Genomic DNA, 18,864 nt, shown 5'->3' on the forward strand with positions numbered 1-18,864 from the left:
CAAAATTACGTATATCCGAATATTAACATGTTTTTCGTACAATATATTTCATAACATATATGTTATGCCATATGTTTCATAACATACATTTCATGACATACGTTGTATGCCCTATATTTCATGAGGTATGTTCCATACCATATATTCCATACCATACAATTCATTTACTATATATTTAGGAGTTAGTATGAAATCAATTCAAAATAGTAATCAACACAAACCGACCTTGCGAGTCGTAAAAGTCCTAGAAGCCATAGCCAGTAGTCATGGCCTTACTTTATCGCAAATTGCTGACACCTTAGACTGTCCCAAAAGTACCTTAACCCCCATATTAAAAACATTAGTAGATACCAATTATTTACATTGTGAAGAGGATAGCCTCATATATACTATGGGTAAACAAGCATTTATTATTGGTAACACCTATGATCATCAAGCAGATATTCTTGATCTAATCAAGGAACAGATGGAAATCATGTCATTAAACTGTAAGGAAACAGTGCATTTAGGCGTTTTAGAGGGCAGCCAAATTATGTACTTACAAAAAGTAACTAGCCCTAAACCCTTACAACTCATCTCCTCTGTAGGTAAACGACTCCCTGCCTATGCTACGGCTTTAGGTAAAGCCCTATTAATGGACCATCGCGAAGAGCAATTAGCAGAGCTTTTTTCCGATCCATTGCCTAGTCTGACGGAAAAGACTCTTCCTACAGTTCATGCTTTATATCAAAATATCCATGCCGATACAAATAATGAATTCACTTATGAAGAAGAAGAAATTACAAAGTACGCGCGCTGTATTGCACGGCCTTTGCGGGTGAATAAAAAAATTGTAGCCGCTCTCAGTATTAGTTTCATCATTTTTGATGGCTCTCAAGAACATATTGAAACAATCAAAGAAAATCTTCGGCGCTATGGCACCATTATTGAAAAATTAATGGCTACGAAAAATTTCCATTACTAATATAGAATTACAGTCTTCCTTTACTATAAAGACATTAACTTTAATAAAAAAACTACCTTATTCTATAAGCACTCTTATGAAGTCCTACTGTTAAAACTATAAAGCTAACAGTAAGAAGCTTGCATAAGTCTAAGCCTAGAATAAGGTAGTTTTTCTATGTCATATATAATGTTACTAATAAATATGTCATGCTCGTTCGCAGAAAACGCAGCAGATGTTGTATACTCTTACACATAAATACGCGGTACTCGTTCAGAAAGCACCGCAGATTTTACATACTTCTACACATCAATGCGCAGTACTCGTTCAGAAAACACCGCAGATGTTGTATACTCTTACACATAAATGCGCGGTACTCGTTCAGAAAATCCGCAGAAGATTTCATACGGAATCGTCCCCACTAAAGTGGCGATTTCTAAAGCCGTAATACTTTCTTCCCCTTGAGTCCCTAGGAGCACCACTTCATCACCTGGCTGTACGGGCACTCCTTCAGGCATGGCCACCATAAGCTGGTCCATACAAACCCGGCCTACAATAGGGCAACGGTATCCATTGATCAATACTGCCCCTCGATTCGAAAGGCTTCGAGGATACCCATCGCCATAACCAACTGGTACCGTCGCAACAGTAGTAAGGCGATTTGTCATATAAGTGCCACCATAACCAATGCGTTCACCTGATTTTAAATGCTGCACATGCACAACTTTACTGTGAAAGCTCAATACAGGCTTAAGTCCTAAGCGATTAGGCACATCCAAAGAAGGCATAATACCATATTGAATAATACCGGGCCGTGCATCAGTAAACAAACTATCTTTTACATCTAATAAACCAGCACTATTGGCCAAGGAGAAACGGAATGGTTCACTGCGATGTGCTCGCACCATTTCTACCATATGCCGAAATGCTGCTGTTTGCTTATGAGCACTTGTCTTATCAGCACTATCTGCATTAGCCATATGTGAGAAGAACCCATCCACACGTAAATGTGGGAAACGTTCTACTTTAGCCATAAAATCAAGGGCCTCGTCAGGATGAATTCCTATGCGGTGCATCCCCGTATCTACAGCAATACAACAATCAATGATTACATCATGACGCACTGCACAGGCTTCCAGAGCCTCTAGATCCGTGCAATCTGAAATAGCCGGAATGGAATGGCCTTCCACAATTAAATCATAGGATTGGGGCAATGTGATCCCCAATAAATAAATAGGCAAATTAATGCCTGCCCGCCGAAGTGGCAAAGCTTCTTCAGGAAAGGCTACAGCTAAGGATTCATACCCTTCTTCCACAGCAATACGTCCTACCATGACGCTGCCATGACCATAACCATTGGCTTTGATTACAGCCGTAGCAGAACTCCATTCTGGCAAACTATCTTTTATGCGGCGCAAATTTTCGCGCAAAACAGCAGTATCTATTCTTAAATGGGTCGGTCTCATAAGTCACCTCAAATTAAAACTTTTAGTACGTTCCTATTGTATACCTCTAAGGATTAAATACTCAACTATTTTTTGTAAAAGAATGTAAGACAAGCTCTAGAATTTACATTACAAAATTAGCATACACTGCCCATACCATGTGCATTCACAGTGTACCTTTTACAATTCGCAAACTATTTAATACATTGATTTTACATATAGTCCCTAACTACCTACTATATTTTACCTATAATATATATAGGCCAAAATATACCCAAAATGCATTGATAGCATGATTTTTCCTGATGTTTTGTCATTTTACAAAAGCTTTACAAACTATGGAGTAGAAACTTTACAAACTTTGTGTATACTGAATGCACAAGTTAAGAATGTAAACACTTACTCAATTTTACAGGAGGCATTGAAGAAATGAAATTCAACTTGAAAGCATTATCAGTTTTGGCCATGGCAGGTTTACTAACTCTAGGGTTAATGGGTTGTGGCAATAGCGGCAACACGGCACAACAAGGAGTCGGTCAAGCCCTAAAAGGAACAATCACATCGTCTGGTTCTTCAGCTTTACTTCCATTGGCTAAAGAAGCAGCGGCTGAATTCAAAAAGAAAAATCCTGATGTATCCATCGTACTCAATGGCGGCGGTTCTGGTACTGGTTTAAAACAAGTTTCTGATGGCACTGTAAACATTGGTAATTCTGACGTAGCAGCAGAAACTAAACTTCCAAAAGAAAAAGCGGCTGAACTCGTTGACCATAAAGTAGCAGTTGTAACTGTAGCAGCTGTAGCTAACAAAGAAGTTGGCGCTGCTGTATCTAGCTTAACACAACAACAATTAATCGACATCTTCACTGGTAAAGTAACTAACTGGAAAGAAGTAGGTGGCCCAGACGTTAATGTAGTTCTTGTAACTCGTCCTTCCACATCTGGTACACGTGCTCTATTCACTGAATTCGCACTTAACAACAACCAAGAAGTTTCTAACAAGTCTCTAGAAACTGATGATTCCGGCGCTCTTATCCAAAGCATCTCTAACACACCAGGTGCTATCGGTTATGTAGCATTACCTTACTTATTAAATAACACAAGCGTAACTCCACTTTCCATTGACGGCGTAGCACCAACTCTAGAAAACACTTACAATGGCACTTACAAAGTATGGGGCTATGAACACATGTATACTAAAGGTCAACCAGATGCAGTTCAAAAAGCCTACTTAGACTTCATTATGTCCGATGAATTCGGCAAAATCCTTGAAGGCAAAGGCTATGGTATCGCAGCTAAAGTTAAAACGGGGAAATAAAGGATGAACATTGAAAGCACACTTCGAAATGATCGAATCTGGCGCCATGTGATCCAAGGAGCAGGCTTTTGCCTGCTCCTTCTTACCATAGCGATAGGTTTTTTCCTAATCTATCGTGGCACAGGCACCTTCACAACGTATGGACATAGTATTTCAGAATTCTTATTTAGTACTACTTTCAAACCACAAGACACCTTAGACGGTGGTGGCCAAGTCGGCGCTGCCATCTTCATCGTCGGGTCCCTTATTACTTGCGGACTCGCCCTATTAATGGCAACGCCAGTAAGTATTGGCCTTGCTATTTATATGGCAGAAATTACACCGTCCTTAGGTCGCCGTTTCTGGCAACCAGTTATTGAAATCTTCGTTGGTATTCCTTCCATCATCTATGGTTGGTTAGGTCTTACCATCTTAGTCCCTTTTATTCAACGCTACACTAGTTCTGATAGTGGTTTCTCTGTATTAGCTGCCTCTATCGTACTAGCCATTATGATATTCCCAACCATCACATCGGTTACAATGAACGCCTTAAATAGTGTACCAAAAACCTATCGTCAAGGTGCTTATGGCCTTGGTGCTACTCGTTGGGAAGTAATTTACAAAATTGTCTTACCAGTAGCTAAGCATGGCATCTTAGCTGGCATTATCTTAGGCCTTGCAAGAGCCTTCGGCGAAGCCTTAGCTGTTGCCATGGTAATCGGTAAAATGAAAGCCCTACCTACTTCACTTCTTTCACCTACAGTTAACTTAACTGGTGCCATCGCCGCTGATATGGGGGGCACAATGGAAGGCAGCGAGTACAATTTCGCTCTTTGGTCTATGGCTCTTTTACTCTTTGTTATTTCCTTATTCTTCATTTTATTAATTCGCTATATTTCCAGTAAAGGAGGCGCGTCCCTTGCAAGCAAGTAAAGCTATTCCAACGCCTCGGCGCCGTGCCCTAACAAATGATCGCCTTATCACGCTGTCATTACATGCCTTAGCTGGGGCCACCTTATTACTACTTTTATCCTTTGTAGGCTACATTGCCTACTCAGCATTAATTGATTTTCAGCCGTCCTTATTGGAATTCTCACCTACAGGCATCGGCAATCAATTATTCAATACAGTCTATCTAGTATTCTTATCTCTATTAATTAGCGTGCCTCTTGGCATCGGCGCTGGTATCTATATGGCAGAATATGCGTCCAATGGTCGCAGCCAAAAAATCTTGCGCATTTCCATTGAAACGTTGTCTTCACTTCCTTCCATCGTAGTTGGTCTCTTTGGTTACTTAGTATTCATCATCATGACTAACTCCCAATGGAATCTTTTCGCTGGTGCTTTAACCGTATCCATCTTGACTTTGCCTTTAATTGCGACAATTACAGAAGATGCCCTTCGCGCACTCCCTGTATCATATGCTAAAGGTAGCTATGGTCTAGGTGCTACTAAATGGCAAACCATCAGCCGCGTATTACTTCCAGCTGCTTTTCCTGCTATTATTACCGGCATTATCTTAGCAGCAGGGCGCGTATTCGGTGAAGCCGCCGCATTAATGTTCACTGCTGGTATGAGTACTGACATTAATTGGAGTAACACAGATATTACATCCCCAACTAATGCCTTTAACCCATTCCGTTCTGGTGAAACCTTATCCTTACAAATCTGGGCCTCCCGCAGTGAGTCCCTTGACCCTCACGCCAGTGCAATGGCGAATCTAAGTGCCCTCTTATTATTAGCCTTAGTCTTTATATTCAGTATTGGAGCTCGTGCTCTGAGTCGTTATTTAAATCGTAAAAATTTAGGAGATACAAAATAATGGAACTATCTAATGTAGCCTTATCTACAAATCCGCAATCTATTAGTGCTGTACAAGGTATGGCCGTTGCTCAAGAAGCATTGGCTAATGCTTTTACTGTAGAAGACTTAAACTTCTTCTATGGTTCCTTTCATGCATTAAAAAATATTAATATGAATATTAAAAAGAATGAAATCACTGCACTTATCGGACCTTCCGGTTGTGGTAAATCTACTTTTTTACGTATTTTAAATCGCATGAACGACCTAGAAGGAGATATTACTGTTAAGGGCCGTGTTTGCCTCGAAGGGGACGATATTTACAAAGATATTGAACCTATCGTACTTCGTCACCGCGTAGGCATGGTATTCCAACAGCCAAATCCATTCCCTCAAAGCTTATATGACAATGTAGCCTTTGGCCCACGCCTTCAAGGCATCACTAACAAAACGGATCTCGATCAAATCGTTGAAGAAAGTTTACAACGTGCCTCCCTTTGGAATGAAGTAAAAGACCGTCTTAAGAAAAGTGCCGTTAGCCTTTCCGGTGGTCAACAACAACGTTTATGTATTGCTAGAACACTGGCAACTAAACCTGAAGTTATCCTCATGGATGAGCCAACAAGTGCCCTTGACCCTATTTCTACGGCTAAAATTGAAGAATTGGCTCTCGAGTTAAAGGAAAAATATACCATCGTTATCGTAACTCATAATATGCAACAAGCAGCTCGTATTTCTGACAAAACAGCTTTCTTCTTAATGGGAGATTTGATAGAATATAATAAGACGAAGATTATTTTCAGCGATCCAAATCAACCAAAAACAGCAGACTACATCAATGGTCGCTTCGGTTGATTGGTAGAAAATATCTATCACAATCGTATTTACGTACTCATTAAGTCTATTCACGTGATGAATAGTTAAAGGAGCGTACCATGAAATCCAACCCACCCTTAGTTTATTGCGTTGAAGACGAGGACAGCATCCGCGGTCTTATCTCGTATGTACTCAAAGGGCAGGGATTTGAGGTCGGCACCTTCGAATCGAGTGAGCCCTTCTGGGCCGCTATCGAAGAGCGCCGGCCTCAACTTGTATTACTGGATATTATGCTAGAAGGTGAAGACGGTCTCACCATTCTTCAAAAACTTCGTAATACGCCAGCAACCAAGGACCTGCCCATCATTATGTTGACGGCCAAAACGTCAGAAATCGATATTATTCAAGGCCTAGATAATGGTGCCGACGATTACATTTCTAAGCCCTTTGGTGTAGTAGAGCTAGTATCCCGCATCAAAGCCGTATTACGCCGTGCTCAGGGCCCTAGTACAGCCAAATCCAATGTTTTGGTCTGTGACAATCTAGTCTTAGATCAAAGTAGTCGCCTAGTGACCTTACAAGGTGAGGTCATTCCTCTCACCTTAAAAGAATACGAACTACTTCTCTTCTTTATGGAAAATCCAGGCATTGCTCTATCTCGTGAGCGCATTATGGAAGTGGTATGGGGCTTTTCCTACGAAGGCGAATCCCGCACCGTAGATATGCATATTGTAACACTGCGACAGCATTTAGGCCCTGCCGGTAAGCACTTAAAAACAGTGCGTGGCATCGGGTATCGCTGGGAGACTAAAGTATGAGGAAGAAGTTTTTTAGAGCTCTCTTTGGTCTAGGCATGATGAGTTTACTCTTTAGTACGGTTATTTTAAGTTACCTTTTCTATAATAGTTGGAAAGATGATTTTAAAACCGTCCTATATACAGAGACTCGCATCATAGCCGCTGATGGTAAACTAACCAAAGAGCATCTCGATACAATAAGTAAGTCTACCGATAATGCGCTGCGTATTACGTGGATTTCCTATGAAGGAAAAGTTCTCTACGATAATACAACAGATCCGGAAGAAATGGACAATCATCTGGAACGCCCAGAAATTAAAGAGGCCATCCTTCACGGTGAGGGCAGCGATATACGGGACTCCTCCACCCTCAATACAATCAGTTATTACGAGGCCTTACGCCTACCAGATAATTCCATTCTCCGCGTATCGCGTACAGGTTCTACCGTTTATAAAGTCATTTTAGATGCGGCCCCTGGCTTTATCGCTTTGTTCCTCATCTTAACTGGTGGTTGTTACTTAGTGGCGCGCCGTTGGACATCTGAAGCGATTTATCCGATTGAAGAAATTGTAAAGGCTTGGACCTCCAACAGTGACACACAACCTGTTATTGATGAAGCATATAATGAAATTACGCCTCTTTTATCGCGTCTTTCCTTTCAGCGCCAAGAATTAGAAACCATGATTCTTCGCCTGCGTGGTGAAAAGAATACATTGCGTTCCATTATGGAAGAAATGAATGATGGCTTACTCCTCGCTGAACTCGACGGTACCATCATTGTATATAATAATCATGCCACAGATTTTTTAAACACCAAGCGTTCCCTTCACGGTGAACCTCTATTGCTCTTATCTGATGATGTAGAATGGCGCCGCCATGTAATTAATGCCCTAAAAAAACATCAAGGTGGCGACTATGTGTACCACAATGATGGCCAGCACTTTCACATTGTCTTCCATATAACAGAAGATGATCGCTATAAAGGCCGCCTGCTCATCATCATTTCAGATATTACGCAATCCTATTTAGAGCAACAACGCCGTCATGAATTTACGTCCAATGTGAGTCATGAACTAAAAACACCGCTTACTACAATTAGTGGTTATTCTGAAATCTTAGCTAATGGCATGTATCCATCTAAAGAGGAGGCCACTGTACTGGGTGGCTATATTCACGAAGCAGCCCTTCATATGCAAGATTTAATCAATACGATTTTGAAATTATCGCGCATTGAAGATGAGCATTCTGAAATTACCTTTGAAATAAGCCCCCTTCGTCGCATCATTCACACCGCTTGGCAATTGTTGGAAGGCAAGCGGCAGGGTAAAAATATTACGATTTCCATTGTAGGTCCTGAAGTTAATTTGCCACTCTGCACTAAATTAGTTGAAGAAGTTTTTATCAATCTCTTTGACAATGCTATCAAATTTAGCCGTGGCATCGACAATCATATAACGGTTAAGGTTGAGCCCAATGAATTACAAACCATTATTACCGTTACTGATGAGGGCGTTGGCATTGCCAAAGATAAACAGGCCCGCATATTTGAACGCTTCTACCAGGCAGATCAAAGCCGCAATAGCAAGCGAGAAGGTAGTGGCCTTGGCCTATCCTTAGTAAAACACATTATGGAAATCCACGAAGGTGCTGTCAGCGTAGCCAGTGAACCTGGCGAAGGAACCACCTTTACATTGAAATTTAAAAATAAACTAGCTAGTGAGTCAGAGGAATAAACTGGCTAATAAATTACAATAATAGACTAACTAATGAATCAGTATAATAGGTTAGCTAATGAATCAGAGGCATACACGCTCTCTCCTATTAAATAAGTAAAAAATAAACCGCTTCATGACGTATATTACATACTGCGTCATGAAGCGGTTTTTATTTAGATTAATTGAGCCGTTTCAATTCACCTTAGCCTTTTACATTAGTTAAAACATCAAAAAGGTCATAACCTGAATTGTAATAGCCCCTAGGATCAGTGGAATCGCTGTCTGCTTAACCACTTCAAATGGCGATACACCGGCTACACCAGAAACGGCCACTACCACCGCTGCTATTGGTGATGTGGAGCGGAATATACTTGCTGTTAGCTGCATTGGCAATAGCATATTAACCGCTTCAATACCAATCTTATTCGCTACATTTGGGGCAAAAGCAGAGAACGCAAAGAATGGCGCATTCCCAGATCCCATAACAATTGTGGCTACACCAATAATAGCACACATTACAAGAATCATAGCCGTAGTCCCAGAGCCGGCATTTTCAGCAAGGCCAATTAAGTAATCAATAGCCCCTAATTGCTGTAAGCCTTTAGCAAATGTTTCACCAGCAATAATTAATGTTACTACTGTAGCAAATTGGACCCCCATACCATCAAAGAAGCCTTGCATACTACTAAAGACTTTTTTAAGATTTCGTGTCCGGATTAACTCACACACTAAGGCCGCTGCAAAACCAATATACAGGGCCACATTAATCCCCATTTTAATGCCCCCTACTTTAAAGAAACCAAAGAGTAGGACTAAAATAACCGGTACAGCTGGTAAAATAGCGTAAATCTTAGGTACATCTTTAGTTTCTTTAGTGCTAGTTTCTACTACAGTCTCACCATCAGGCATTAAACCTAATTTACGTTTTTTATCAAAATATTGAGCTACAAAATAATGAGCTACTACCATAACTAAACTAATGGCAATGGCCACGGGCAATTGATAGCTTACAAAATAATCGACTGGTGTTAAGCCTGAATACTTAGCTGCTAAAATCGTATTCCCTGACGAAGGTCCCAAGTCCAAGCAACCATTAGTAGCAATAACAGCCGTCGCTGTAGTGCGGCTAACGCCCAAGGAAATGTACAGAGGGTACATAGTCACCATCAATAACAACCCGAAGCCCGACGCACTAGGAATAAATGGATGTAAACACTGCCCAATTAAAAAGCCCGCCCCTAATACAATATATGGTGAACGAATGAGATGAAGTGGTTTAGCCGCCACTTCAACCATGGCCTCACTGGCACCTATGATGTTCATATATTTAGCAAAACCAGCACAAACCATAATCATAAGGCCTAAACTACCAGTTCGCGTATTGGCCAATACATCGACAAATCGGAACATATCAAACCACATATTACCGGTGGATTCCTTGCCAGATACCAAGGGGCCTAAGCCTAGCATAAGGGCAATGGCCATCATAACAAAGCCACCACAAATCAATACAGCCTGCGCCTTATACTTCTTCAAAATAAAATAGCCTGTAATACATGTCACTACCAATGCAATAATAGTACCTAAAAGTCCTCCTGTGTGTGCCATACGCATCGCCTCCCTAACTAATTTACAGGTACTTCACCAACAACCTAAACCTTTTCTGCGGCTCTTCTTGTAAGCCTATTTTGCTGCTCTTCTTGCAGACTCAAACTCCTCTTGTATCGCTTTTAAGCATGCCGGACGATGTACTATATGCTGAATCGTTAAAGCTAAAATCTTAGCCCCATTTAATATTGTCTCTTTCGCCTGCTCACTCTTACCCAAATCAAGCCATCTCTTAGAATGACTCGAAACGCCGCGTTCCACATACTTTACGCGAATGCAAGCCCCAGGCACCCTATAAGTGACACTAGAAAAATCCGTAGAGCCAGTTTTTTTACGTGGTTCTGAAATATCTGGTGCCCCAATCTTATGCGCATAAGCCAATAAAAGTTCATTCAACACGGGTACATTAAACTTATTATCATACGCCTTCTTTGTCACCAAATCCACCTTTGTGCCTGTTTGCAAGGCTGCGCCCTCAGCAACCTGTGTAACCCGTTCTAATACTTGATTTAATCGATCCCGTGTATGAGCTCGAATATACCACTGTGTAGAGGCAAACTCAGGAACAATATTGGCCGCTTTACCACCATCCGTAATAATGCCATGCATGCGCACCTCATCAGGCACATGTTCCCTTAAATACTCCATGCCATTGAAAAAAGATAGTACTCCATCTAAGGCACTAATCCCTTGATCCGGAGCAATGGCTGCATGGGCCGCTTTACCATAAAAATTAAAATCAATAAGGTTTAATGCCAATGATTTACCATCTACGGTAGTAGAATCACTGCCATGCATCATAAAGGCCAGATCTAATTCATCGAAAACATTATCTTTTGCCATGATAAGCTTCCCACTAGCCGTCTCTTCAGCCGGTGTGCCATATACAATTAATGTAGCTGGTTCAGTCAAACAATCCTTTAAAGCTACTGCAGCGCCCACAATGGATGGTCCCTGCATATGATGACCACAAGCATGTCCTAGTCCTTCTAAGGCATCATATTCGCATAAAAGCCCTATCTTAGGTCCTCCACCAGCACTCTTATACACAGCCTTAAAGGCCGTCTGTAAACCGCACACTTCACGTTTCACAGAAAAACCATGATCTTCTAAGAAATCACAGAGCAATGCATGAGCCCGTACTTCTTTATGACCTAACTCGGGATTATCGAAAATAAAATCACTCATTTCCTTTAACTGACTCGCTAATCCCTGTATACTGTCTAAGATTTTTTTCTCTGTCGCTCCATAAGTGCTTCCTACCTCATAGAAGGAATTGCTTGTATGGCCTTCATTCTTATGTCCTTCACTCTTATGCCCTTCAATCTCCATAAACCATACCTCCAAGCGTTATGAATTCACCACCAGTATCTTACTCACCATTTTACATTATTATGCGCTTTATTTCTATTAAAAATACTGTTTAGGTATAGCGTATTTTTTGACTGCCTATAAATACATTTTATATCTTTATATTAGAAACATAAGAGTTTTATCGCCCCATAAAAACAGTTGCAAGTTCGCTTGTTTTAAACTTATAGGTTAAGAAAATCATCCCCAATTAAAACATGAAAGGGTGTAACAACTTCATACACATTCAATTATTACACCCTTTTAATTATATTAGGTAAGATTTAAATATATAGTTTTAATTAATTATTAATATTAACCCATATTGGGTTTGTAACTGCATAATTATTATTAGTATCAACAACTACAATATTGTACCAACCATTTTTTTCAAGTTCATCTTTCCACTCTAAGCGATATGTAAATATATCTTTTGTATCAAGATTCACCGATTTAACTATTTCCCCATTTTTAATTACATTAACTAAAGCAATGCCATTAACTGAATGAATGTCAAATCCTAAATTGATAGCTTCGCCTTTATAACCCCATATAGTTTCACCAAATAAATTATCTTTATCAGGGAAAATAATTGGTCCCATAGACATATAAGCATGTCCATCTTTTAACGCCGCTAGATAACTCTCATGATTAAACTCTCCTGGTACATACGCAATCATTCTAATAATCCCAGGGTATAAAGTAGATGTTACATCATGTTGATCAGAACCGGCAGATAAATATTTTTTTATCCCCTGATTCCAAAATTTGGTCATGACTTCATCTAATGTCCGTTTATCCCAATTTTTATCATTATTATTGCCATATAAATTAATTGTTTTTTGTAGCTCCACTAAATCATAATCATCAGCACCTTCCTCTTGTCCACCTAAAACTCCTGGACGGTTCAAATAGAAACCATAGTCTGTATACGGATGATTTAAAACTACTGTAGCCCCCATTTTATGAGCTAAATCATTGATTTCTTTAGGTGTAGATGTCGGAGCTATAGGAGTTCCTTCAATCCCTTCATAGGGCACATTTAAAATTCCCCAATGCCCCCATCCAGGGGACACTTCTAAGCTAGATAAAAACTTATGTCCAGCCTTATTAGTAATCTCAAACATTTCTTTATTATTATTAATAGAGTCATGATCTGATATAACATGCAGATCTAATTTAGCAGCTACTTGAGCATCAAATAATGCTTGTGGTGTAGTCGCCCCATCACCAATATTAGAATGTTGATGATTATCTACAGAGTACCAATGTTTAGAGTTAATATCTATTAAAGTTGGAATAACAACTTGAGAATCATATGTCTTTCCCGCTTTTAAAGGAATCTCTAGTTTTGCAGTGCGTGCAAAAAAATCCTTTCCATAATCAATCTCTATAACTGTATTACCATCAATTGCTTGGAACGTAAAATTAGCTACATTATCATATGGATTTGTAAAATAAACAGTACTTCCAATTGTCTTAACCCCCATTGTAGCCTCCGGAAATGTTATACGTGCAGGTATAGAATTCCCTTTTTCATCAACTGGTCTAATATATATCTGAGCACCTTCATTTAACATTAGTTTCGCATCAGCTAACTTCTTATCATCTTTACTAATACTAATCGGCTGTGATGGTGTCATCCCTGCTGCCTCAGCATGTATTTCATAAGACCCTGTAGGCAATAAAAATTCATATTCACCAGCTTCATTAGTCACATGCCATGCTAAAGGCTGCTTATGACTTATCACTACATCTGAATTCAAAGTTTCATCAGCTTTAGGAGTTCTTACATAGGCTCCTTCTTTTGAAATAATAACATAAGCCCCTGGCACAGGTTTACCTAATTTATCAATAACCTGTCCTTTTACATTAATAGATTGAATCTCTTTATTTTTCTGCAAATACCGCGCTAAGATAGGTGTTGTACTTCCACTGTTATTAACAAGAATTTCCCCAGTATAAATATAGGACTCTTTTGCTTTAATATCTCTCAATGTATATAAGTCCTTATACCCCGATGAACCTTTATAAGCATCAGCACCGTCTTGCTGAACTGAAATTGCATAGTTTTTTCCATAACTTACAATGTAATTGCCTAACTCTTCGTTAATCCTTAAATCCGAACCCATACGAATTCCAGTAATTTTTTTATCTGGATAATATCCAAATGGACCATACATGCTATCAGCTAATGTACTAATTGAATAGCCCGAATACATATCCTTATAATCATCATTACCTGTATTAGTAACGGTAGTTTTTACTGGAATATAATTACTATCAGGTTTAATCGTATACTCTATTTTTACATCGAGCGGCTTATCATGTCCATCAACATAATATTGTGTATCCGCTTGAACTATAACATTATCCCCATCTTTGCGATATGTTATCTGGTCTCTATCTGGATGTAATAAATCTTTTCCATCATAACTAGCAGATGCAGACCACATATTATTCAAAAACTCTATATCATTTATTAAATCAATACCAACGTCTCCTGACTTATCAACTAAGGCTATATCTAAGATACTTCCTTTTGTCATATTCCAATAATTATTAGAGCCAGCTGCAAAAGAAACAGCTATTTTATTATTAATAACTGTAAAATCATCTTTATGATTTGCCATGCCGTTTTCTATAGGAGTTGCCCCTTCTTGTACATAAACTCCTTTTGCTACCTCTACCGGCTCTGCCCCATTTACATAAGGTAATGATAAACAAGCAAATGTAGCCAATAGTATCATTGTTCGTTTAGTATTTTTTTTATACATCATATAACTCCCTTTAAATATATGTGTACCACATTAGATAAAAACAGTGCTTCTAATTCATATAAAGTTATATAAAAAGGGCTCTACGATATGCATCGCAAAGCCCTTTTTCGCTATTTATTCAATTCAAGCAGGTTTGCAGCAGTTTGCTAGGCAGATTATTTGTTGTCTACTTGAGGAAGGATAAGTTCCACGTCAGAATGAGGACGAGGAATTACGTGTACGGATACTAATTCACCAACACGTTGTGCTGCAGCTGCGCCTGCATCAGTAGCCGCTTTAACAGCCCCTACATCACCACGAACCATAACTGTTACGAAACCACCGCCGATAGTTTCTTTACCAATTAAATATACATTAGCTGCTTTTACCATTGCGTCAGCTGCTTCGATAGAACCTACTAAACCTTTTGTTTCCACTAAACCTAATGCTTCGTTTTTCATAATGAATACCTCCAATTATGTTCTTAATGACACAAAACTAAATGTAAAAATACATAGTAATCAAATGTATAAAAATTGCACCTAATCCTACCTACAAACCAACTTTCTGACTTAACTAAAGAGTATTAATTTTATCTGCCTTTTATAGGTGCGTACTCTATAAAACTACATCTTACTAGTGCGCCGCACAGGGCGCGTTATAGGGCCTATGACCTCTATAATAAAAGTTTTATTGTTTTTGCAAGAATGCAAGTACTTCAGCAACTGCATTGCGCAAGCTTTCATCAGTAGTAACTGATCCTGCTGCGCTGTTAGTGCCCTGTGCTGCTGTATTGCAACCGCAACCACAACCCACGCCTGGTACTTCATCTGTTGGGTAGCATTCTTCTAAACCATAGGCTACGCGTTTAATATTGATTAAATTAAGTGGGGACACATTATCAGAAGTAGCACTGCCACCTTGTGTACCACAACCTAAAGTAAAGGCTGGTAATAAGCCTGTGCATGCCCCTGTACCACCTTGAGAACCAGATGTATTTACAAGAATACGGTTAACAGGTTTGATGGAGAAGGCCATAGCAATTTCAGGATTGCTAGTATGAAGTGTCATCGTATGACCAGTACCACAATTGTTTAGAATTTCGATACAAAGTTCACAACCTTCATGCCAATCTTTTACTACATAGTAGCCAAGAACAGTAGTTAATTTTTCATAAGATAATGGGCTGTCTTTACCAACGCCAGTTTGTTTACCAATTAAAATCTTAGTACCGGCTGGAATTGTAATGCCTGCCGCATCAGCTAATACTTGTGGTGCACGGCCAACGAACTGTGCATTCATAGCAAAGCCTTTTTTGAAGAGGATTTTACAAATTTTCTTAGTTTCTTCTTCACTCATGAAGTAGCAACCTTGACGAGTAAATTCAGCTTCTACTTGATCTTTAATGCATTCTTCTACTACGATGCTTTGTTCTGATGCACAAACAGTACCATAGTCGAATGTTTTACTTGCAATAATACGACGTACAGCATTTGGAATGTCTGCCGTGCGTTCGATGAAGCAAGGGCCATTACCAGGACCAACGCCTAATGCTGGTTTACCAGAGCTATAGGCAGCGCGAACCATGGCTTCACCGCCAGTAGCAATAATCATATTAACTTCTGGAGCATGAAGAAGTTCTTTAGTTGCTGCCATAGAAGGCATAGTCACCCAAGTAATAATATCTTTTGGAGCCCCTGCCATTTCAGCAGCTTCTGCCATTAAACGAGCCGCTTCACCAGTTGCATTTTTAGCTGATGGATGTGGGGAGAATACAATGCCATTTCTTGCTTTTAACGCAATAATGGATTTGTAAATTACTGTAGATGTAGGGTTTGTTGAAGGGATGATACCAAATAGTAAGCCTACAGGAACACCAATTTCAACAACTCGTTTAGCTGTATCATTGTTGATGATACCACTTACTTTCATATCTTTAATATCGCGATATAAAATAGTGGACGCTAATTTATTTTTAGTAATTTTGTCGACAACTTTACCAAAGCCTGTTTCTTCCACAGCCATGCGAGCTAAACGCTCAGCATTTTCTTCAGCTACGCGCACCATATTTTGTAAAATACGGTCCACTTGTTCATCTGTAAAATTCGCAAATTCTTGTTGTGCTTTTTTTGCTCGACGTGCACAGCAGCGAGCTTCTTGTATGGATTGTAGATCTTTATCGAAAATAGTTTCCAATGTTCTACATCCTCCTTTCCCATACCTAATTATGCCATAGTTTCTGCCCAGTTAGCTGGGTAAGTTACATAAAATACTTTTGCATATTCATCTGCGCCCCAAATAACGTCAGAGTTCTTTGGCACGTATAAAACGTCGCCTGCTTTTGCGGTGCGTTTAACTCCATTAATGGTTATATTTAATTCACCTTCAAGAACGATGTCTATTTCATCGTAAAGCAATTTCCAAGGAAATTTTGACCCTACAATTTTTAATAGACCAGCACTAATATTAGGCGAATCACTATATCCGATTAATTCTTTGTACTGTACATTGGCACCCGGTACCCCTGTATCAAATTCATCAAAGTCCACATCTTGTGCGCGAACAATTTGTAAGCCTGATGCATCTTTATCCCTAACTAATCCATCAGACGCTACTGAACCACCCACCTTGTTGACTAAAATAGATTGCAATAAGTCAAGCACTTGATTGCCTGTAGACGGAACTCCTACAGCCCCACCTATGGCCCCTACAACTTCTGTTTTAGCACAAGGCTTAGTAGGTTCTAAAGAAATTTGTTCAATAAAAGTAATGTCTTTAGCTTTTGCTAAATCCTTTGCAGCTGGTGTGATTAGTGTATTATCATCAATAGCAATAGTCACTTGCTGTTTTGACAATGCGCTTTCCACATCAGACACTGTAATCAGTTTCTTCAACACGTCTCACCACCTTTTACTTTGGATTGGCTCTAAAAATAACCTTCTGATGCTCAATTTCTTCGCTTATTTTTTTCATTGCTGTTTCCACACTGGCCGTATCACCAAATACAGCAATCATAACTAAATTTTGAGGACAATTACCTCGTACATCTACTACGGTAACGCCAGAAGCTTTTTCAGCAATATCAGCAGCAAATACCATATCACAGAGCTTACCTTGCATAAGTCCAATGGCTTCAAAGGACTTCACATCAAGCTTTGCTGACATATCAATACGGCGCTGCAAAATGGAGCTGACCCCTGCCGTAGGTGCTTTTATAATTCTGTAGTCCATATCATTCCCCCGCTAAACTCTTAATCAACTGCTCCAGCTGTACAATACAAGCTTCAATGACTTTTTTATAATTCATTGCTATACTACTGCCGCTGGCAGTGCTTAATTGTTCCACTAGGTCAATACAACTAACGCGTACTAAATTTAACTGTCCCGCCGCTACTGCATAGGGTGCTTCAACTGATATATGATGAATCGAAAAATCAGTATCTACACTTCCTTCAGGAATCCCTTCTAATAAGGCTAAGCTTATATCAGTTTGTTCTAGTGCTGCTTTTTTTACCGCCCCTAACTGTTCTGCTATAGAGCCTAAGGCCTTACTAAAGCTTCGATTACACATGGTAGCGGCCATTGTTTGTGCCACAAAGAGATAAGCTAAGGCCCATTCTAATGAACTCCCAATAGCTGGTACAGCCACTGATTCACTAGCGCCAACCTTACCGGCTCCTGCGGCCTGTATTTTATTGTTGCCTTGCACTCGTTGAAACTTAGGGTCTTCGTAGTGGACTACAATCCGACGATCTACTAAAAACTGATAAGCTTCTGGTGTCAGGCGCGTATCTTTTTGTACGTGAAATGACGTAAACGGCTCTTGCCGATATTGCCACCGCAACGTATCTTCTGTAATAAATTTCATACATTGGCTCCCATGTATTAATATAGAAGCTTACAAAACTCTTTATAGGCTAATATATTATCTTTGCCCTCTTCAGTTACGCTCGACCATTCAATAATAGGACTTGTAATCCCAATCCAGCGCAATGCATCATAGGCGTTTTGAATTTGTGCTTCACTAGCAAGATCACATTTAGTAATAATGCCGCAAAGCCTCCCATGAAAAGATTTCGAGAACGATGGTGGATATTCCTGCTTGTCTTTTAAGGGATCAATCAAGAAAAATACCACACTGGCATCTTGATTTGATGCAATTAAACAGTCATACATCCAGGGGCTTTCTAAATAGCCACTGGGCATATCCATCGTGTACTCACCGTAGCGAATATCTGAGGTAGCTTTTAAAGGCGCCTCGTTTTCTTCAATGACATGAGCCAAGGTTGTCTTACCAGACTGACGAGGCCCTATGATTATAATTTTAAGTCTCAT

At 39.7% G+C, this 18,864-nt stretch carries 17 protein-coding genes; 7 read left to right on the forward strand and 10 right to left on the reverse strand.

Annotated elements, in window-relative coordinates; all coding sequences use genetic code 11:
* The first annotated feature begins 187 nt into the window (after nucleotides 1-187).
* Nucleotides 188-964, forward strand: a complete 777-nt coding sequence (locus Q0376_RS01245; RefSeq protein WP_298703195.1) for an IclR family transcriptional regulator — start codon at nucleotides 188-190, stop codon at nucleotides 962-964.
* A gap of 335 nt (nucleotides 965-1,299) precedes the next feature.
* Here Q0376_RS01245 and alr read toward each other — a convergent pair whose 3' ends face one another.
* Complete coding sequence (gene alr / locus Q0376_RS01250; RefSeq protein ID WP_298703197.1) at nucleotides 1,300-2,409, reverse strand: alanine racemase; 1,110 nt, start codon at nucleotides 2,407-2,409, stop codon at nucleotides 1,300-1,302.
* A gap of 408 nt (nucleotides 2,410-2,817) precedes the next feature.
* On the opposite strand from alr, the gene Q0376_RS01255 reads away from it, so the two are divergent.
* From Q0376_RS01255 to Q0376_RS01280, 6 genes are all read left to right on the forward strand, one after another.
* Nucleotides 2,818-3,705, forward strand: coding sequence for a phosphate ABC transporter substrate-binding protein (locus Q0376_RS01255; protein WP_298703200.1), 888 nt, complete (start codon nucleotides 2,818-2,820; stop codon nucleotides 3,703-3,705).
* Between the two features lie 3 nt (nucleotides 3,706-3,708).
* Nucleotides 3,709-4,617: a phosphate ABC transporter permease subunit PstC gene (gene pstC, locus Q0376_RS01260; RefSeq protein ID WP_298703202.1), complete on the forward strand. Its 909-nt coding sequence runs from the start codon at nucleotides 3,709-3,711 to the stop codon at nucleotides 4,615-4,617.
* Complete coding sequence (gene pstA, locus Q0376_RS01265) at nucleotides 4,604-5,506, forward strand: phosphate ABC transporter permease PstA (RefSeq protein ID WP_298703203.1); 903 nt, start codon at nucleotides 4,604-4,606, stop codon at nucleotides 5,504-5,506. The genes pstC and pstA overlap by 14 nt, the downstream gene beginning before the upstream one ends.
* 59 nt (nucleotides 5,507-5,565) lie before the next feature.
* Nucleotides 5,566-6,339, forward strand: a complete 774-nt coding sequence (gene pstB / locus Q0376_RS01270) for a phosphate ABC transporter ATP-binding protein PstB (protein WP_298703556.1) — start codon at nucleotides 5,566-5,568, stop codon at nucleotides 6,337-6,339.
* 80 nt (nucleotides 6,340-6,419) lie between these two features.
* Entirely contained in the window at nucleotides 6,420-7,118 is a 699-nt protein-coding gene (locus Q0376_RS01275) for a response regulator (RefSeq protein WP_298703205.1), read from the forward strand.
* Nucleotides 7,115-8,830 (forward strand): cell wall metabolism sensor histidine kinase WalK, encoded by a 1,716-nt coding sequence (locus Q0376_RS01280; RefSeq protein WP_298703207.1) that lies wholly within the window; start codon nucleotides 7,115-7,117, stop codon nucleotides 8,828-8,830. Before Q0376_RS01275 ends, Q0376_RS01280 begins: the two co-directional genes overlap by 4 nt.
* A 201-nt stretch (nucleotides 8,831-9,031) precedes the next feature.
* Here the strand turns inward: Q0376_RS01280 and dcuC are convergent, their stop codons facing one another.
* From dcuC to Q0376_RS01325, 9 genes are all read right to left on the reverse strand, one after another.
* Complete coding sequence (dcuC, locus tag Q0376_RS01285) at nucleotides 9,032-10,420, reverse strand: C4-dicarboxylate transporter DcuC (RefSeq protein ID WP_298703209.1); 1,389 nt, start codon at nucleotides 10,418-10,420, stop codon at nucleotides 9,032-9,034.
* A gap of 75 nt (nucleotides 10,421-10,495) precedes the next feature.
* Nucleotides 10,496-11,752 carry a M20 family metallopeptidase gene (locus Q0376_RS01290; protein ID WP_298703211.1) on the reverse strand — a complete coding sequence of 419 codons (1,257 nt, stop codon included), beginning with the start codon at nucleotides 11,750-11,752 and terminating at the stop codon, nucleotides 10,496-10,498.
* A gap of 320 nt (nucleotides 11,753-12,072) precedes the next feature.
* Nucleotides 12,073-14,547, reverse strand: a complete 2,475-nt coding sequence (locus Q0376_RS01295; protein WP_298703213.1) for a CehA/McbA family metallohydrolase — start codon at nucleotides 14,545-14,547, stop codon at nucleotides 12,073-12,075.
* A 158-nt stretch (nucleotides 14,548-14,705) separates the two neighbouring features.
* Entirely contained in the window at nucleotides 14,706-14,990 is a 285-nt protein-coding gene (eutM, locus tag Q0376_RS01300; RefSeq protein WP_298703215.1) for an ethanolamine utilization microcompartment protein EutM, read from the reverse strand.
* 229 nt (nucleotides 14,991-15,219) lie between these two features.
* Nucleotides 15,220-16,725, reverse strand: a complete 1,506-nt coding sequence (locus tag Q0376_RS01305; RefSeq protein WP_298703217.1) for an acetaldehyde dehydrogenase (acetylating) — start codon at nucleotides 16,723-16,725, stop codon at nucleotides 15,220-15,222.
* A 29-nt stretch (nucleotides 16,726-16,754) separates the two neighbouring features.
* Nucleotides 16,755-17,423 carry a cupin domain-containing protein gene (locus Q0376_RS01310; RefSeq protein WP_298703218.1) on the reverse strand — a complete coding sequence of 223 codons (669 nt, stop codon included), beginning with the start codon at nucleotides 17,421-17,423 and terminating at the stop codon, nucleotides 16,755-16,757.
* 16 nt (nucleotides 17,424-17,439) lie between these two features.
* Entirely contained in the window at nucleotides 17,440-17,760 is a 321-nt protein-coding gene (locus tag Q0376_RS01315; protein ID WP_298703220.1) for a BMC domain-containing protein, read from the reverse strand.
* Between the two features lies 1 nt (nucleotide 17,761).
* Nucleotides 17,762-18,397: a hypothetical protein gene (locus tag Q0376_RS01320; protein WP_298703222.1), complete on the reverse strand. Its 636-nt coding sequence runs from the start codon at nucleotides 18,395-18,397 to the stop codon at nucleotides 17,762-17,764.
* A 17-nt stretch (nucleotides 18,398-18,414) separates the two neighbouring features.
* The gene (locus Q0376_RS01325; protein ID WP_298703223.1) at nucleotides 18,415-18,864 is read right to left on the reverse strand and encodes a EutP/PduV family microcompartment system protein; all 450 of its coding nucleotides are present in this window, start codon (nucleotides 18,862-18,864) and stop codon (nucleotides 18,415-18,417) included.

The organism is uncultured Veillonella sp. (genome assembly GCF_937981445.1).
Taxonomy (GTDB): domain Bacteria; phylum Bacillota; class Negativicutes; order Veillonellales; family Veillonellaceae; genus Veillonella_A.

Excerpts from the sequence above, each read along its gene's own strand:
- Q0376_RS01315 (WP_298703220.1), bottom strand. The coding sequence starts at position 17,760 with ATGGACTACAGAATTATAAAAGCACCTACGGCAGGGGTCAGCTCCATT.
- pstC (WP_298703202.1), top strand. The coding sequence starts at position 3,709 with ATGAACATTGAAAGCACACTTCGAAATGATCGAATCTGGCGCCATGTG.
- Q0376_RS01255 (WP_298703200.1), top strand. The coding sequence starts at position 2,818 with ATGAAATTCAACTTGAAAGCATTATCAGTTTTGGCCATGGCAGGTTTA.
- alr (WP_298703197.1), bottom strand. The coding sequence starts at position 2,409 with ATGAGACCGACCCATTTAAGAATAGATACTGCTGTTTTGCGCGAAAAT.
- Q0376_RS01320 (WP_298703222.1), bottom strand. The coding sequence starts at position 18,397 with ATGAAATTTATTACAGAAGATACGTTGCGGTGGCAATATCGGCAAGAG.
- Q0376_RS01290 (WP_298703211.1), bottom strand. The coding sequence starts at position 11,752 with ATGGAGATTGAAGGGCATAAGAGTGAAGGACATAAGAATGAAGGCCAT.
- eutM (WP_298703215.1), bottom strand. The coding sequence starts at position 14,990 with ATGAAAAACGAAGCATTAGGTTTAGTGGAAACAAAAGGTTTAGTAGGT.
- Q0376_RS01325 (WP_298703223.1), bottom strand. The coding sequence starts at position 18,864 with ATGAGACTTAAAATTATAATCATAGGGCCTCGTCAGTCTGGTAAGACA.
- Q0376_RS01280 (WP_298703207.1), top strand. The coding sequence starts at position 7,115 with ATGAGGAAGAAGTTTTTTAGAGCTCTCTTTGGTCTAGGCATGATGAGT.
- Q0376_RS01245 (WP_298703195.1), top strand. The coding sequence starts at position 188 with ATGAAATCAATTCAAAATAGTAATCAACACAAACCGACCTTGCGAGTC.
- Q0376_RS01275 (WP_298703205.1), top strand. The coding sequence starts at position 6,420 with ATGAAATCCAACCCACCCTTAGTTTATTGCGTTGAAGACGAGGACAGC.
- dcuC (WP_298703209.1), bottom strand. The coding sequence starts at position 10,420 with ATGGCACACACAGGAGGACTTTTAGGTACTATTATTGCATTGGTAGTG.
- pstB (WP_298703556.1), top strand. The coding sequence starts at position 5,566 with ATGGCCGTTGCTCAAGAAGCATTGGCTAATGCTTTTACTGTAGAAGAC.
- Q0376_RS01295 (WP_298703213.1), bottom strand. The coding sequence starts at position 14,547 with ATGTATAAAAAAAATACTAAACGAACAATGATACTATTGGCTACATTT.